The organism is Methylomonas sp. 2BW1-5-20, assembly GCF_052474515.1.
In genome coordinates, this window is the sequence record NZ_CP184127.1 from 150984 (window position 1) to 167326 (window position 16343).

Below are 16343 nucleotides of genomic sequence, written 5' to 3' on the forward strand. Positions count from 1 at the left end.
CAGGCTCATTAAGCATGATGAATATCTGAGGAAACCATCCGAGCGAATTTCTTGTCGTTATAGGCTCGTCAACACTGTCGATATTCGGCGATATGGCCGATTCTGCGGGCAAAACCCAGCAGTGGGTGACTGATCCCGATGTCTATTATGGTCGGTGTTTGGTACTGTTTCAGTTTGATGTTTTTGGTGAAGAATACCGGCTAGTATCGGTTTAACACGCTAACAGGCGGGTTTGATATGGCTATCAACGAACTACATCGGCTACCCACCGTGGAAAAGCTCAAGCGCATCGGTTTTACGAGCGATAGGAGGCCGGTGTTGAGGGCTTTTTTCGCTGGAATCGATTCCTTAGCTTTGTATGGCGGTGTTCGTGCTGTTCATTTTGGTTGTTATTGTATGCTAGCGAAGAAGCGTTTCTCTTATACCATTTACTTCAAAGTCCTTGACGGACACAAGCAGCCATTTTCCCGTATTCGATTATAAAAGCCATCCGAATCATATTCAGGGTGTTACTGAAGTAAAAAATTACATTGCCAGAACGGTTAACCTAACTATGTGGGCTAATAGGATGCTAATGAATAAAGAAAGACGCATTGGTCGCGAACTGTGGGCTTTACTTTGTTCGACATCTACATTCGATACCGCGTAGAATTAGTTTATCTACGGGCTCAGCTAATTATTGCTCGCTCGGGTATGCTTGGTAAGCCTTGTCTCTGCAGATATAGTGCGTAACGCTGTTGGATGCGAGTAATGTAAGGTGGAAGCAATTGTCCGCAACGTATATTTTTTAAGTCTTTCCATTTCTTAATTTTTAAATCTCTAAACATAAACTCAATTATTTTCCCATCATCAATAAATGGAATAATCCCATGATCTATCTTTTCAATAAATTGACCAAAACTGAATTGAACTCCTCCTTGTTTAATATTTATTTTTGACTCTTCTATAATTCTACCCTTCAGACAATATAGTTCTATTTCGTTAATGTTAGAGCCCCTCATTAAATTACATTGGGCGCGAATGTTTAAAAAATACCGAATTTTATTTTCACCATTTTCTGTGTACGCTTCTTTAAATATGTCACCAGTGGAAATGTGATCGGGATGAAGGTTTATATTTTTTAAATAACGCTCACCTTCTAGAACGCGCCTCAATTCCTTATCTTCAGGATTTTTCCTTTTTTTATTTAAAATGCTTGCATCAAATTCAAAGGGTGTCATTCTTGTGTGTAGATTACGTGATATAAGTTCACCTAATTCAAATGACTTATTTGCTCCATCAGCATCAAATGTTTTCCACATGATTCTAGGCCAAACTGGGCTCATATCCTGAAGTTCGGAGAAAAGTTTGTTTTTTGTTTTTTGGTACTCCCTTTCCCATTCTTTTAATACATAAATTGACGGATTGCTTTTTACCCATTTCTCAATGTGTTTAAATAGCTTGGTTTTTCCGGTTAATTCAGTTTTTCTTTTTACAAAAATATGGCATGGGCTGTTTTTTTTATAAAGACCTTCTGTCTCTAGTAAAGTGATTACATCATTGGGTTCTTCATTAGTAAAAATAAAAATAGGGCAAAAGCAGGTGGCTGTAAGTTTTTTAATAAAATTTATATTATCTTCAGCGTTATATTCTTGTAATGTATCTGGAAGTTTAAGTCCAAGCTCATTTTCTTCAGTTAATGGTTCAGTTTGAATAAGTTTCCAATCGAGAACTACAAAGGAAAGATTCTTAAAATAAGAAGATTTTTCTGATGATGGTATTGAGTCGTATTTCAGTAAAGGAATTTCTTTACTTTCGATTTGAGTCAGAATATTTTGAAGCTCTTTTACGGATGGGTTATTTACTTCATCGTCAATGATAACTGCTATTCCTTTAAACAGCTCTAAGATATCCACGTTAATTTTCCTCGGTAAAAAAATTCACAATGAAATTTGCGCCAGGCAATATTTTTTCAGACTTTAATTCTGCAAGTTGAATCGAATATTCAGCTCTCTCGAGCAGTTGCCGTGCGATATAAAGCCCTAGCCCTCGACCTTCTTCGCCTTTGCCAGAATAAAAAGGCTCGAAGATATAGGGGGCATCGGATTGGTCAATTCCTTGACCATTATCGGCAAAAGTCATTTGACATTTATTGCCGTCTAGAAGAATCTCAATTTTTTTATCACGCTTGTCAACCTGCATTAGCCAATAGACCGCGTTATCGAATAAATTAAGCAAAAGCTGCAGTAAAACGGCGTCTGTGGTTTTAGCGACTAAAGGTGAGCCACTGGTAGTGACTTTTAACGCAATATTTTCTTTTGCTAATATGTTTTTATAAAGCCGCTCAACTTTTTCAATAATGCTTATAACTTTTATAATCTTACGTCTTTGTTTTGACGATTTAAATAGTAATTGAATGTCTTTTAGTTGCGCTTCAATAAAGCCTAAACCACCTCTCACGGATTTTAGTTGATTTAATAGATAATCTTTGTGAATCTCTGAGGCTACCATTAAATCGGAAATAAGCCCGTCTAGGTTGGCGAACACTTTGCCCATCATCGCCATAATATCGTGGGAGGCGGTTTCTACCGAAAGACCAACGCCAGCCAATTCTTCGGTGGTTTCTGCACGCTGGGTTAAATATTGGCGCTCCGCTTTATATTCGCTTTCAATTCGCGCAGTTAATTCTTGAGCTTTTTTATTATCGCCAACCGCTTCTTTTAGGGCTTTTAAGTCTTGTTGAATCAGCTCGGTTTTGTAGTTATCCTGAACTTTCTTGTTTTCTTGGTTAATTTGATACTGCCGGAAAGGTTTGTGTCGTAAGTAATATAACAGTGTTTGAATCAAAGTTATAAAGTCTTGAGTTGCCTCACCTTCGTCTATCAATCCTTCGCGATTGGTTTTATCTTTGAGCCTAGGATTGTCTTTCTGGGTAATGTTAACGTAGCCAACAACCTGATCGTTGCTCAAGAAAGCTCCTGCACTAACGGTACCTCTCATCATGTCTACCCTTAGCCAATCATCGTCAGGTTCACCGTAGGGATAAACTCTAATACCATCCCGATAGAGGTAGATGCGGTGGTCCTTTAATAATTTTTTATCGTCAGCATCTAACTTAAATTGTGCAGTGGCTTTAGGGCTGATGTCGAATATATAGAATCCAAATTTAAAAGGGCCGCACTCGAGTGGGCGTTGTTTTAACAGTATACCCGCATTGCCAAATCGCTCTTTAAAAGGTTTTAGCCCGACTAATTCAGTTTCGGATAAGTCAAAACTAACCGGTTCTCCGTTTAAATCAAACGAAAAGCGCACGGCTTGATCATCAAATATGCCATTTTCAACTTTCAGAACCGTTCGTTCATTTAGCAAGAAATGCAGTTTTTCATAATACGACTCGTCGTAATTTTGCTTTTCAGCATCTTTATAGAACAATACACGGAAATCGGATTGCGTTTTTCTTGTTTGTTCAACAAAAATGGATTGCAGGCGGCTAATATCACGGTATACATCTCTAACCTTTAATTCGGTCCAACTACCCTTCAAATAGGTAATTTCGATTCTAGTGCCGTATGGAGGCCTAGATATCGATTCGATTCCTAATGGGATTACTTGGGTAACAATGGTTTCTGGGCTGCGATTGGAATACGAAACCGAAATGTCTTCAATAAAGAGTTCTTTTTCCTCTCCATTGTGTGTTAAGAATTCGTCGTCATAAGGAGTAAAGTCGTAACCGATATGATGTTCAATATCTTCGCTTTTTGCTCTGGTGAAGACGTCGATTTTCTTGCCTAGCTTTAAAATAGCAAAGCGTCCTATACCTTTTTCACCCTGAATTACTCGGCCTTTTTCGGTGGTTTCCTTGATGTTTTTCCGTTTCTTTTTTTCGGGTGTGGCTGGATTTAGCCAATGTTTCTTAATGATATCCACCGACATTCCGTGTCCGGAATCCTCAATGACTATTTTAGACCCTGGCAGAATTTTATAGCCGTCACCGAATCCGCAAAAAGAGACTTTTACCCAGTCGGCGTCCGCATCGTATGCGTTTTTGATTAGTTCTATTAATGCAATGCGTTCATTCTTAATCAGTTGTTCGCCCAGCATTGTCAACAGGCGGGCGTAAGGCCTAATCCTTAGTTTTTCGGCCATTTATTTTCTCCCTAACAGAATAAATTCCTCGCTGTATACTTTTCTGCCGCCGGCGTTCGTGGTGAACTTGCCGCGTTCGTCCCGATATGGTGTTAGAATTTTCTTACTGATTTTTCGTTTAGTAACGGATATTTCTCTAAAACCGGCATCCATCATCGATTCCGCTAAATGTTTCGCGTTGTCGATTCTGACACCCTTATATTCTGTATTACCGATAACAAAGATAGCCAAACCGTTTGAATTTAGCATGTCGGCACTTTTTTTGGCTACCTTTTGCATGTCCAAAAAATATTTAGCAACAGAACGGGCTTTTGGCTTATATTGATCCAATAACCAAGTCACTATTTTTGTGCCGGTATTATTTAGCCGTTTTAATTCGCGATTGAAATTATAGTCATGATAAAGGCTGCCAATAGCGCCCTCTCGTAATTCCCGGAAATCGTCAACATAGTCCAGCCACAACGACGATAATTGGTGTAAATCCGCGTATTCATAGGACGTCACATAAGGCGGACTAGTAATAATCATATCTACCTTTGGTGCTTGCACCTCACTAGCAAGGAAACTAGCGGTTATGATTTCTGAGTTGGCGTCACCTAGGTTATCTATTTCTTGATTGGCCGCCATCATAAAATCGCATTGACTTTCAAAAGAGCTAATAACATCTGCCGGTTGTTTGAGAGGATCGACTTGTGGTTTGATAGATTTTGTCAGCCATACCGAAGTTGGCTTTAAGATATTAGAAAATGCGCAAAAGAAAAAAAGTCTATAGTCACTATCAATCGGCGTGCTATTGATAATGGCATGCTTTAAATGGGCGAGTTCATTAAACTGTCGGTCTCTGTACCAATACTGTAGACGTTCTGGAGCAGTCGAATAGCATTCGATAATTGGGTTTTCTCGATAAAACTTAAGGATTGCAGCAAGATAGTCTTCTAACTTTGTTTTCTGATACTGGCGACTCTTAACTTTTGTAATTAGAGTGGCAACGGGGTTAATGTCACACCCCCAAAAGTCGATGTCATTGCGTTTAGCTTCGAAAGCAGAAGTGCCGCAACCACAAAAAACGTCAGCAATTTTAGTCACGCCATACCCTTGAGTATTAGCGTATTCGAGGGCTTTGGTAGTAATAAAAGCCGGAAATTTTGCAGGATAGGCGTGAATTCGATGCATTTTGAATTCTTTCTCTGAGCCTACATTCCAAAATGGGTCTATATCGACGGATTCGAAATCAAATTTGCTAATGTCTTTAACGGGAATCATCCTATTCACTCGCCTTATTTATGCGAAAAAAACTGACATTTTTTTGTTCTTAGATATATTTTGACTAACTGGCGTTTCGCATTTATAAGTTGTCATTATAGCCCATAGACTGGGTTGAGCAATGTGAAACCCAGTACGTTGTCAAGTGGCTTGACTAATTGACCTAAAACCCAATATCAAAAAAATTTGAGCTCTAAATGATTCATGGCGTCTGTGGCTTGTTGTAGAACCTCGATATATCGATGCTGGATTCGCTGTTTAGTCTCGTTGGATATGAACACATTGTCACTAGAAAGTGTTTTCGGCAAATTAGTCACCAGGAACGCCAGCCGCCCAAAGCAGCAGATGAGTATCAAGCAGCAGTTTCATCATCGGAGCCGAATAACTGCGCAATCTCTTCGCTGCCCATTCTGTCGAAATCGTCAGGCACTTTGATATATCCGCTCAGGAACCCCAAACGCCGGACTCGATCGCCGGTTGGGCTGTCCAGTGCGGAAACCTTGACTAGCTGTTTGCCGGCCTTGGTAATCACGAAGGGTTCGCCTTTCGCGGCTTGTTCCACCAAACGAGATAAGTGAGTTTTTGCCTCGTGGATATTAACGGTTTGCACGATGAACTCCAGTAAACCAAGTTAACTTAGTCTATCAAGCGTCTTTGCCGTTTGTCCTCAGCGGAGCAGAGAAAATTTAGTGGCTAACCTGGACGCGCCGCAAACGACTAGGCGCATCCATTCGCTATCACGACTATTCGTCGTCCTGGCAGCCAAAATGATACTGATAATCCGCCATTGCCCGTTTGATGACTTCGTGTGCCTCGTGCCGGCCGTAAACGTGGGTGATTTCGCAGACGCTTTTTTCGCTGGGTAGATGTTTGTAGGTCAGGAAGTAGTGTTTCAAGCGGTTGATATACGATTCCGGGCAGTCGGAGACATCGCGCCATTGCCGGTAGAATTCGTCGCCTTTCATCACAGCGATGATTTTGTCGTCGGCTTCGCCGCCGTCCAGTAAGCGGAATCCTCCGATGGGTATGGCTTGCAGCAGGATGTCGCCGTGGGTCACGCTGCGTTCGCTCAGTACGCAAATATCCAAAGGGTCGCCGTCGCCTTTGCTGACGGTTCTGCCGGATTGGACGGCGGCATACTCGGCGGTTTTCTCGGCGCAGTAACTGCGGGGGATGAAGCCGTAAAGGGTGGGAATCATATTGGAAAACTTTTGCGGTCGGTCGATCTTTAGATAGCCGCTGTCTTTGTCGATTTCGTACTTAACCGTATCGGACGGCACGATTTCGATAAACGCTGTCACGATGTCCGGCGTATTGTCGCCGGGGTGTATGCCATGCCAGGGGTGAGCTTTGTGTTTAATATTCATCTAGGGTTTGGGGGCTTGGGAGGAATAAGTTTAGTAAATGAAATAAGGGAGGTAAAAGATAATTACCCGAATTGGGGCAATACGCAAGCCAATCAAGCCTAATATCAGCGGTCGATTGGCGTGCGTTAAAAATCATCGAAATTGTTTGTGGCGCTTATTCTTCGGCGGCGACTGTCGCGGGTTTGAGTTTCATGTCTTTATTCAGCCGTTGCAGGCGCTTGATCATTTCTTTTTTCATCTGTTCGCGGCCTATCGAGTGTTTCAGGCTGCTGCCCATGCCCGCCACTTGATCGGTGGAGCTGCGGATGGAGTAAAACACCAGTGTGCCGTCTTTGTAAGGCAAGCCGCCTGCCACCACATGGCTGGAGTTGTAGGAATGGCCGACGTAAAACTGGCGGGAGACGATAATGCCGCCGCCTTCGCCGATGGCGATCACTCGGTGATTAAGCACGGCGGTGGGCCGGTCTTCCACGCGCCGATTCAGCCACAAAAACTGTTCGCTGGCATTGGCGGGCAAGGCGGCGGGGTAATTTAACCAAGCTTGTTGCAGTTCCGGAAAGTAGCGGGCCCAGGCTTTGCTGTTGACCGCATCGTTGCGCAATTCCGCGGCCGGGTCGGCCGTACCGTCATCGCGGCTGTAGGGGGCAATGCCGGCTGAGACCGCTTTTTTTGTAGGCTTGCAGGCGTTGCAGCAAAAACTCGCGGTATTTTTGATTGGCGGTTTTCAGCAAGGTTTTGTTGTCGGCGCCTTCCAGGCCGGCTTGCAGGCTTTTCAGACTATCCAGTTCGGCTTTGGATAGATTGAATTCGTCGCCCGGCTCCGCTTCCAGAAAAGCCTTGGCTTCGTCCAGCTGCTTTTCGGTAAAGGCGAATTTCTTAAAGCTATCGACACTGGCATTGCCGTCCAGCGTGCCGGTGGCGACGATGTCGCTTTCGCCGGCATTGAGTTTCCCTTTCTTAATGTAATCGGCGAGTTGAGTTAAGCCCACCGGCATAATCATCGCCACGCCGATGGCGAGTTCTTTTTGACTGGTTTCGCTGACGTCGTAACCGATGATTTCGCCGCGTTCCAGTTGCGGGATTTGTGTGGCGCTGATGCCGAAGTTTTGCAGCGCCTGTTGCGGGCTGGGTGCGTCCTGGGCGCTGACGGCTTGGCAGAATAGCGCGCTGCCGCTCAGTAAAATGACTTGGAAAACGGATTTGTCGAGACGCATAAATACTCCATGTGGGTTGGCATACTGCTTCATATTAGCGACTTTGGCCGGCCGATGCCGAAAGTGTTCAATATTCAAAACGGATTTTTCGATAATACGCGTTTGCCCAAACCGGTTAATTGTCTGAACCGAATAACTTGGATATGCTGGAGTCGCCGCGTCCACCGGGTTTGCTTGGCGCTTTGGCGGGCGCTGGCGGCGGCGTGGGCTGGTGATCTTCCTTGTCGAACAACAACGCAAACTCTGGCGCGGGCAGAGGTTTGGAAAACAGATAACCTTGTCCGTAGTCGCAACCCGCAGCGCAGAGTAATTCCAGTTGCTGCGCGGTTTCTATCCCTTCGGCGATTACTTTTAAGCCGAGCTTATGCGCCATCACGATAATCGCTTCGCACAGCGCCAGATCGCTGGAGTCGGCTTCCAGGTTGCGCACAAAACTCTGATCGATCTTCAGATAATCGATATCGAATTTTTTCAGGTAAGACAGCGACGAATAACCGGTGCCGAAGTCGTCTATCGCCACCTGGATGCCGGCGTCCCGGTAGGCATATAAATGGTCGCGCACGATGTTGTCGGCGTCCAGCAACAGGCTTTCGGTAATTTCGATAACGATACATTGGCCGGATAAGTCCAGTTCTTGCAAATAGGCGATCCATTTGCTGTCGCTTCTATCGCTGCGCGTGAATTGTACCGGCGATTTGTTAATGCCCATCTTGAAGTCCGGGCGGTATTTGGCGCGCCATTCGGCGATTTGCCCGGCCGCAACCTGAAACACCCAATCGCCGATCTCGACGATTAAGCCGGTTTCTTCGGCCAGCGGGATGAAATCCGCCGGGCTGATCATGCCGCGCACGGGATGTTGCCAGCGAATCAAGGCTTCGGCTTTGTGCATCTTGCGGCTGGCCAGTTCGACGATCGGTTGGTAGAACAGCGTGAATTCTTGGTTTGCCAAGGCGTGGCGCAGATCGCTGGTCAGGCGCATGCGGTTTTGCGCGGTTTGCTCCATCTCGCTGGTAAAGAAATTGTAACGGTTGCGGCCTTGTTGCTTGGCGGTATACATGGCCTGATCGGCATTTTTGATCAGTTGTTCGGCTTCCAGTGCGTCTTGCGGATAGAAGGTAATGCCGATACTGACCGAGATATAAGCCTGTTCCTCGCCCAGGACGAAGGGTTCGGCAAGTTGCTGGAGAATGCCTTGCGCCACCCGGTCGATGTTGGTTTCCGAGTCCAGTTCGCCCAGGATGATGGTAAATTCGTCGCCGCCCAAGCGGGCCACGGTATCCACGTCGCGCACGCAAGCCAAGATGCGCCGCGCGGTTTCCTGCAACAGAATATCGCCCATGCCGTGACCCAGGGTATCGTTAATTTCCTTGAAACGATCCAAATCCAGCAGCATGACCGCCAGGCTGTTTTTGTCTCGATGGGCTTTTTTGATCTCCTGCTTCAAGCGGTCCTGGAACATGCGCCGGTTGGCCAGATCGGTAAGCGGGTCGAAATTCGCTTGGCGCCAGATGGTCTGTTCGACGTGTTTTTGTTCGGTAATTTCGGAAAACATCGCCACCCGGCGCTCTATTTCGCCACGCTCGCCGTATATGGTGTTGATGACCAGCCATTCGTGGTAAATATCGCCGTTTTTGCGTTTATTCCAGATTTCGCCCTGCCAATGGCCGGTTTGCAATAGCGAATGCCACATGGTCTGATAAAAATCCGGGGTGTGCTGGCCCGATTTCAGAATGTCGGTGGAGTTTCCTATCGCGTCTTGCGCGGTGTAGCCGGTCAGACGGGTAAACGCGTCGTTGATGGCGATGATGCGATTATCGGCATCGGCCACCATGACCGCCTCGCCGATGGCTTGATAAATCATCGCCATCAACTGCATTTCGTGTTCAAGCCGCTTGCGTTCGCTGATGTCCAGCACCGAGACGATGATGTAGCGCCGATTGTCGATGTCGATCGGCGTCAAACTGATTTCCACCGGAAATTCCGTGCCGTCGCCGCGCATGGCGGTTAGCGAGCGGCTGGCGCTCATGGGTCTGGCTTTGTTTTCCTGTAAAAATTGCGCGCGCTGCTGCGGATGGCGGGCTCGGGCGCGTTCAGGTACCAGAGCTTCGACGGTCAGGCCTATCAATTGCTCCAGCGGGTAAGCGAACACTTTTGCCGCTGGCGGATTGGCCAGCTTGATGATGCCGTTTTCCCCGACAAGCAGCGTAGCTTCCGGCGAACCGTCGACAATCTTGGACAATTGCAGCCATTGCGTTTGTTTGCGTTCGGTAATGTCGGTCTGGGTGCCGATCATGCGTAAAGCTTTGCCGTTGGCGTCGCGACTGACCACCAGACCGCGCGTCAGGATCCAGCGCCACTGATTTTCGCCATGCCTGACCCGATGTTCGTTGCTGAAGCGCTCGCTGCCGTTGTTCAGATGCGTCTGCAGATCGGACATCATGTTGGCACTGTCTTCCGGATGTATCGTGGCTTCCCAGTTGCGGTAATCGTTGTCCCGGTCTTGTTCGCTAAAGTTCAGAATTTCCATGCAGCGCGGCGACAGAAAGACTTTGCCGTTGCTTAGATCCCAATCCCAAACGCCGTCGCCGCCGCTTTCCAAGGCGAACTTCCAGCGCAGCTCGCTTTCCTGCAATAATTTTTCCGATTGCTTGCGTTCGCTGATGTCGGAGGAAATGCCGCAAACCGCATAGATTTCGCCTTGGGAGTTGCGTAGGGGGAATTTATGTGACAGATAAGTATGGAGCTCGCCGTCGCGGTGCGGCACTTTTTCTTCGAATATCCGCGCCTCACCGCTACTAATTACTTCTAAGTCGTGTTCCCGTAACTGCTCGGCTTGGGCATGGGGAAACAAATCCATGTCGCACTTGCCTTTCACGGCCTCGTTGTTCAAGGCAAACAGCTTTTCGAACTGGCGGTTGATCAGCAGAAATTTACCTTGCAAATCCTTGCTGTATATCACCGTGGGTGTGTTATCCAGGATGCTTTGAAAACGCGATTCGCTAACCGATAGTGATTTGCCGAACTCGATATTCGAGGATTCGTCCTTGATCAGCTCGATGACACCGACAATTTGATCCTGTTCGTCGCGTAATGGCATCTGCACCGAACTGAGCCAGCGGCCGTCCGCTGCGGTAAACGGGGCATGATTGACCGTTTCGCCCTTCAATGCCTTTTGTATGCCTTCCGGGATGTCGGTTTGCGCCAGCCACGGAAACAGCTCGACCGGCGTTTTGCCCAGGCAATCGGCTTGGGTTTGGCCGCTAAGGATTTCCAGAAAACTGTTCCATAACTGGATGCGGCCTTCCAAGTTGTAAACCACTACGCCTTCCTGGATGGAACGTAATATATGCAGATTGAAGTCGGTAATGGCTTTAGCGGTTTGCTTGGAGCGATGGTATTGCTCGATAGCCAGCGCTAGGGAAATACCGGCGCTGGACATGACCAGTAAAAACGACCATTGCAGGAGTAAGCCGGTTTCGCCGGAGTCGACTGCAAAGAATCCGACTTGCAGAATGACGCCAAACATACTTTGTAACGTCACCATGCCGATTAGCAGCAAGGTGCCGTGCAGACCAAAATGTAGCGCACCGTAGACCAGGAAGGCGAACATATAAAAAGCCTTGCCGTAGTGACCCGGGTCGACGGGCCATTGCAGGAAAATCAGTTGACCGGCCAGAAATGCCATTGTCGAAAAGACAATCGCCCGCCAAGTCTGGCGCTGAGTCCATTCAAAACCCAAGGGCAGTTTCCAGGTTAGAAGCATGGGCGCGACGATCGCGATACCCAAGACGTCTCCCATCCACCAGTGGGCCAGATTGGATAGCCACTGCTCCGGCCCGATCGTTGCGGTATATAGTAAACTTAAAGAACCGGTCAGGGCCGCGACGGCGGTCGCCAATCCACCGGAAAACACTAAACGCAAGTAGTCTTGCGGTTGTTGCAATCTTGGGTCGGCACGCAGTAAATAGCCGGCCATCAAAGCCTCCAAGGTATTGCCGCAGGCTATCGGTAAACACAGCGCGAACGGATTGCCGGCCCAAAGATTGCCAGCCAATGCGCCGATAAATACGCCGGGCCATAATTTTTGACCGCCCAGCAGCAGGCAGGCTAAAGCGATTCCGCTAGGCGGCCAGATGATGGAAACGACATGGTTGGCCGCGAAAAACATCAGCACCAGTTTTGCGGTTAGTGCGTAGGCGACAGCTAAGCCGATTAGGCGGGCCAAGTCTGTATTGGAATAGATCGATAAACGCTGCAAAAGAATACCTTGATTTATTAACTACTTTTGGACGGTCAGCCAAAAGGCGCTGTTTATCTCATGAAATGCAAGGTTTTGTCACGGGCTAAGTGCTTGTATTTTTGCCCTTAGCGTGTGGATAGCAAATAAATGTTTCGGACAAGTTTTAAGAGGGGCTGCTTAACTTTACGGCCCCAGATTTTCCACTTCCACCGCGACCTTTAACTCGTGGTTTTGGCCGCCGAAAATCACCCCTTTTAACGGCGTTACGTCGCTGTAGTCGCGGCCCCAGGCCACGATGATGTGCCGGTCAACGGGTATTTGATTGTTGGTGGGGTCGAAATCCATCCAGCCTAAATCCGGCAAGTACACCGAAAACCAGGCGTGCGAAGCGTCGGCGCCGACCAGCTTTTTCTTGCCGGGTGGCGGCAGGGTTTCGATATAACCGCTGACATAGCGGGCGGCCAAACCTTGCGAGCGCACGCAGCCTATCGCCAGATGGGCAAAATCCTGACAGACGCCGCGCCGGTGTTGCAGCACGGTCGCTAACGGCGTGGCCAGATTGGTAAATTCCGGATCGAAGGTGAAATCGCGGTGGATGCGCTGCATCAGATCGTGTATCGCTTCTATCAGCGCTATACCGGGCGTGAACGACGCTTGGGCGTAGCCGGCCAGATCGGAGTCGGCGCTGATGAACGGCGAGTCCAGCGCGTATTGCCTGGCCTCCAACATCGGTTCGCTCCTGTCGTTCCATAATGCTTCCTTGACCGCTTCCCAACTCATGCCGTGGCTGAAATCCAGTTGTACCGGTTGCGGAAAAATCTGCACCTCGCTGCTGGCCGTTACCACAAACTCCTGATGCGGTTCGCGGATGGAAAACCAGGCCACCTGATTGCCGAAAAAATCGGTGCGGGTGCGGTAATCGCAGGGCAAGGGTCTGATTTGCAGGTTGGAACTGAGCAACAACTGATTGGGGCAGGGCCGCGGCTGCATCCGCACTTCGTTGTAGGATAATCCCACCGTTTGCTGGTAACGATAAGTGGTGGTATGAGTAACCCGATAACGCATGGTGGCTTCCTTAGGACAGCGATTGCGGCGCGTCCCCGTGCCGAAAATAAGTGGCGGTTAAAGTATCGGACAATTTAGCCAGCAGCGCATAAATATTGCTGAGTTGCTGGTCCAGCGCCTCGCGGATGCCGGCTTCGGATACGCTCAACAGGTCGTCTATATTGGCGATATTCAGAATGCAACTGGCTTCCAGCAACAGTCTTTCTTCGGGGCTGATGCGGCGTTTGCCGGGTTCCCGCGGCAGTTTGCCGACATGCTCCTGCAAACGGGCAATTTGGTAAGCCAGCGAGCGCGGGTTGTTCGGGTCCATCAGCAGTAACTCTAAAAACGAACTCAGCTCCAGATTGCTGCGGTAGTGTTGGCGATAACAGATCAAATTGTCGCTGGTATCCAACAAGGACTCCAGCAGACGTGTTTCCGCGGCCTCGCTTTGCGGCATCGCGAACGCGGTTCTCAATACCGATACCAACTGCAGGCCGCGTTCCAGGCGCCGGCCTATATCCAGAAACAGCCAGCCGTTGCCGCGCGTCATGCTTTCCATCACCAGGCCGCTGAAGGCAGATAAGGTGGTGATCAGCTGATCCATTTGCTCCTGCATCGACCAGAGGCCGGTTTTGCCGAGCCGCCGGGCTTCGGCAATTTGTTCGTCGATTTCATCGATTACCCGCCAGGTGTCCGATGACCATAGATCACGCACCGCATAACCCGATTGCGCCATCCGGTTTACCGTGTTGGCCAGACTGCCGGCCCGGGTTTCGTCGACCACCACGGCTACCAGTTCCGCTTCCGGCGCAAGCAGTAAGCTGTCGTTATCCTCGGCGAAAAAGCCGGGGTAAGTGCCGGTCATGCTGGTGACGCAACGCAACAGGGCTTCCAGGCTGAGTTGATAGTCGGGATTGTCGCGGTCGGGGTTGCTGAATAGTTTTTTGATGGTGGCGCGCAGCAAGCGTACGCCGCCTTCCGCGCGTTCGGCATTGCGGCCGACCCAGAAAATATTGTCCGCCGCGCGGCTGGGTAGGGCATTGCCGTGACCGCTCAGGCTGTTGCTGCGTTTGGTCTGAATTGCCGGGTGTTGCGGTTCGGTGGCAACCACCCAAGTATCTTTGCTGATGCCGCCGGTTTGGTTGGTGATCATCATATTGCCGTATTTCGGCGCACTGCGGGTCAGGCCGCCGGGCATCAGCGCATAACCGTCCGCTCGCGCCACCATGAAGCAACGCAATAAGGTCTGGCGCGGCTCGTAACCGCAGGCCACCAGCGACGGTACCGTGGAAAAGCTTTCGTACTCTTGCCCGACATAAAGCGCCGGACGGGCTTTGATGCGCGCGCGCCATTCGGCGAGCTGCGCTCGGCTGAGTTGATGGCCGAATACCGAGTGTTCACCGGGTTTGCGGTAGATGGGCTTGATGACCAGGCGTTCGAGGTTGGCCAATACATAATTTAATTCGCGAGTCTGGCCGCACCACCAGGTGGCTATCGAATTGAGTTTGAGCGGTTGCCCGAGGAAGTGTTTGGCGATGCCGGGCAGAAAGGGCATGATCGCGGGATTTTCCAGAATGCCGCTGCCCAAGGGATTGGCGATTGCGACATTGCCGCGTCTGACCACTTCCAACAGGCCGGGTACGCCCAACCGCGAGTCTTCGCGCAGTTCCAGCGGGTCGCAGTAGTTATCGTCGACCCGGCGCAAAATCACATCCACCCGTTGCAAACCGACCAGCGATTTAAGCCAGACATAGCCGTCGCGGATGGTGAGGTCGTCGCCCTGTACCAGCGGATAGCCCAGATAAGAGGCTAAATATGCGTGTTCAAAGAAGGTTTCGTTTAACGGGCCTGGGGTGAGTACCACCACGCGCGGCGTTTCGGCGTCGTCCGACGCGATCGCACTCAGGCCGGCACGCAAAGATTGGAAAAAACGAGCCAGCCGGTGCACATGGGTGTCGCGGAATAAGCTGGGCAATACTCGCGACATCGCCATACGGTTTTCCAACGCGTAACCGGCGCCGGAGGGCGCTTGCGTGCGGTCGCCCAGCACCCACATTTTTTTGTCGGGGCCGCGAGCCAGGTCGGTGGCATACAGCACCAATTGATGTTGGCCGGGCAGGTAAATTTGATCGCAGACCCGCAGAAAACCGCCATGGTTATAGATCAGCTCCAGCGGCAGCAAGTTTTTCTTGATCAGCTGACGCGGACCGTATAAATCCGCGAGTATCAGGTTCAGCAGTTCGGCACGCTGGAGCAAGCCGGCCTCTATATCGAACCATTCTTCGCCGGACAATAATAAAGGCACCGGGTCCAACTGCCATGGGCGGTTGATGCCGTCCGGATCGCCGTAGACATTGTAAGTTACGCCGTTTTCCCGCAAAAGCTTCAAGGCTTCCTGATGGCGTAGGCCCACTTCGCGCGGGCCGAGTTGCTGCAAGGCCTGCATCAGATGTGCCCAATGCGGCCGCACCCGGCCGGTTTCGTCCAGCATTTCGTCGTAAGTGCCGGTGTCGAGGCGATAGCCCGGCGCGAAAGCTTCTTGAATACTTAACGTTCTCATGTCCCTTAGTTTGCCGGTTTACCTGGTATTGCGCAATTGATCAAAGTACAAACGGATGGCGCGGACTGGCCGCCGCCGGATTTTGCCGTGGTTGGGCTGACGATTATGGCGGCGGATCGCCGTGTGGTAGCTGGCATGGTCCAAGAGGACAGCAAGTAGCGTGCCGGGTCAATTAGCCTATCTGTTCGTCAATCCTCGGCCAATTTTTTTTTAGTCCGTTCGGGCCGAGCCGGGCAATGTCTGCGGAAGTTAGCCATTCGACTCTCTGCGGGCGAGCGGTATTTTATGGTCTGGTCAAGCCGCTGCTCACGCTCGATAGTGGTATGGACGAGCAAGTCGTAGCGAAAGCCGCCTTGTTTAGATGGCCCAAGTAGCCGAAGTGATCGCAGAGCCATTAGCTCGATTATCCCTCGGGTAACTTGGCACTGCGTTTGCTTTAAGTCCATTAACCCATTAGAACCGGCATGCGTTGAAATGGTGCGGCATTTTTTGCACCGTTTTAGCGCGTATCCGCACCATCAAAGCAA

12 protein-coding genes are annotated in these 16343 nt (G+C 49.4%); 2 read left to right on the forward strand and 10 right to left on the reverse strand.

What is annotated here, in order from left to right:
- Positions 1 to 237: 237 nt before the first annotated feature.
- The gene (locus ACH50O_RS00695) at positions 238 to 483 is read left to right on the forward strand and encodes a hypothetical protein (RefSeq protein WP_446810149.1); all 246 of its coding nucleotides are present in this window, start codon (positions 238 to 240) and stop codon (positions 481 to 483) included.
- 185 nt (positions 484 to 668) lie between these two features.
- Here ACH50O_RS00695 and ACH50O_RS00700 read toward each other — a convergent pair whose 3' ends face one another.
- From ACH50O_RS00700 to ACH50O_RS00745, 10 genes are all read right to left on the reverse strand, one after another.
- A complete protein-coding gene (locus tag ACH50O_RS00700) occupies positions 669 to 1895 on the reverse strand; it encodes a hypothetical protein (RefSeq protein ID WP_446810150.1) in 1227 nt (408 codons plus the stop codon).
- 1 nt (position 1896) lies between these two features.
- The gene (locus tag ACH50O_RS00705; RefSeq protein ID WP_446810151.1) at positions 1897 to 4125 is read right to left on the reverse strand and encodes an ATP-binding protein; all 2229 of its coding nucleotides are present in this window, start codon (positions 4123 to 4125) and stop codon (positions 1897 to 1899) included.
- Positions 4126 to 5388 (reverse strand): hypothetical protein, encoded by a 1263-nt coding sequence (locus ACH50O_RS00710; RefSeq protein WP_446810152.1) that lies wholly within the window; start codon positions 5386 to 5388, stop codon positions 4126 to 4128.
- Between the two features lie 352 nt (positions 5389 to 5740).
- Positions 5741 to 5998 carry a type II toxin-antitoxin system Phd/YefM family antitoxin gene (locus tag ACH50O_RS00715; RefSeq protein ID WP_446810153.1) on the reverse strand — a complete coding sequence of 86 codons (258 nt, stop codon included), beginning with the start codon at positions 5996 to 5998 and terminating at the stop codon, positions 5741 to 5743.
- A gap of 133 nt (positions 5999 to 6131) precedes the next feature.
- Positions 6132 to 6755 carry an inorganic pyrophosphatase gene (locus ACH50O_RS00720; protein ID WP_446810154.1) on the reverse strand — a complete coding sequence of 208 codons (624 nt, stop codon included), beginning with the start codon at positions 6753 to 6755 and terminating at the stop codon, positions 6132 to 6134.
- A gap of 154 nt (positions 6756 to 6909) precedes the next feature.
- Entirely contained in the window at positions 6910 to 7356 is a 447-nt protein-coding gene (locus tag ACH50O_RS00725) for a hypothetical protein (RefSeq protein WP_446810155.1), read from the reverse strand.
- Between the two features lie 25 nt (positions 7357 to 7381).
- Entirely contained in the window at positions 7382 to 7969 is a 588-nt protein-coding gene (locus ACH50O_RS00730) for a hypothetical protein (protein WP_446810156.1), read from the reverse strand.
- Between the two features lie 115 nt (positions 7970 to 8084).
- The gene (locus tag ACH50O_RS00735) at positions 8085 to 12227 is read right to left on the reverse strand and encodes an EAL domain-containing protein (protein WP_446810157.1); all 4143 of its coding nucleotides are present in this window, start codon (positions 12225 to 12227) and stop codon (positions 8085 to 8087) included.
- Positions 12228 to 12392: 165 nt separating this feature from the next.
- Complete coding sequence (locus ACH50O_RS00740; RefSeq protein WP_446810158.1) at positions 12393 to 13274, reverse strand: transglutaminase family protein; 882 nt, start codon at positions 13272 to 13274, stop codon at positions 12393 to 12395.
- Between the two features lie 10 nt (positions 13275 to 13284).
- A complete protein-coding gene (locus ACH50O_RS00745; RefSeq protein ID WP_446810159.1) occupies positions 13285 to 15816 on the reverse strand; it encodes a circularly permuted type 2 ATP-grasp protein in 2532 nt (843 codons plus the stop codon).
- Between the two features lie 236 nt (positions 15817 to 16052).
- Between ACH50O_RS00745 and ACH50O_RS00750 the strand changes: the two genes are divergently transcribed.
- Positions 16053 to 16190, forward strand: a complete 138-nt coding sequence (locus tag ACH50O_RS00750; RefSeq protein ID WP_446810160.1) for a hypothetical protein — start codon at positions 16053 to 16055, stop codon at positions 16188 to 16190.
- Positions 16191 to 16343: the final 153 nt, after the last annotated feature.

Excerpts from the sequence above, each read along its gene's own strand:
- ACH50O_RS00745 (WP_446810159.1), bottom strand. The coding sequence starts at position 15,816 with ATGAGAACGTTAAGTATTCAAGAAGCTTTCGCGCCGGGCTATCGCCTC.
- ACH50O_RS00710 (WP_446810152.1), bottom strand. The coding sequence starts at position 5,388 with ATGATTCCCGTTAAAGACATTAGCAAATTTGATTTCGAATCCGTCGAT.
- ACH50O_RS00730 (WP_446810156.1), bottom strand. The coding sequence starts at position 7,969 with ATGCGTCTCGACAAATCCGTTTTCCAAGTCATTTTACTGAGCGGCAGC.
- ACH50O_RS00695 (WP_446810149.1), top strand. The coding sequence starts at position 238 with ATGGCTATCAACGAACTACATCGGCTACCCACCGTGGAAAAGCTCAAG.
- ACH50O_RS00750 (WP_446810160.1), top strand. The coding sequence starts at position 16,053 with ATGTCTGCGGAAGTTAGCCATTCGACTCTCTGCGGGCGAGCGGTATTT.
- ACH50O_RS00705 (WP_446810151.1), bottom strand. The coding sequence starts at position 4,125 with ATGGCCGAAAAACTAAGGATTAGGCCTTACGCCCGCCTGTTGACAATG.
- ACH50O_RS00720 (WP_446810154.1), bottom strand. The coding sequence starts at position 6,755 with ATGAATATTAAACACAAAGCTCACCCCTGGCATGGCATACACCCCGGC.
- ACH50O_RS00740 (WP_446810158.1), bottom strand. The coding sequence starts at position 13,274 with ATGCGTTATCGGGTTACTCATACCACCACTTATCGTTACCAGCAAACG.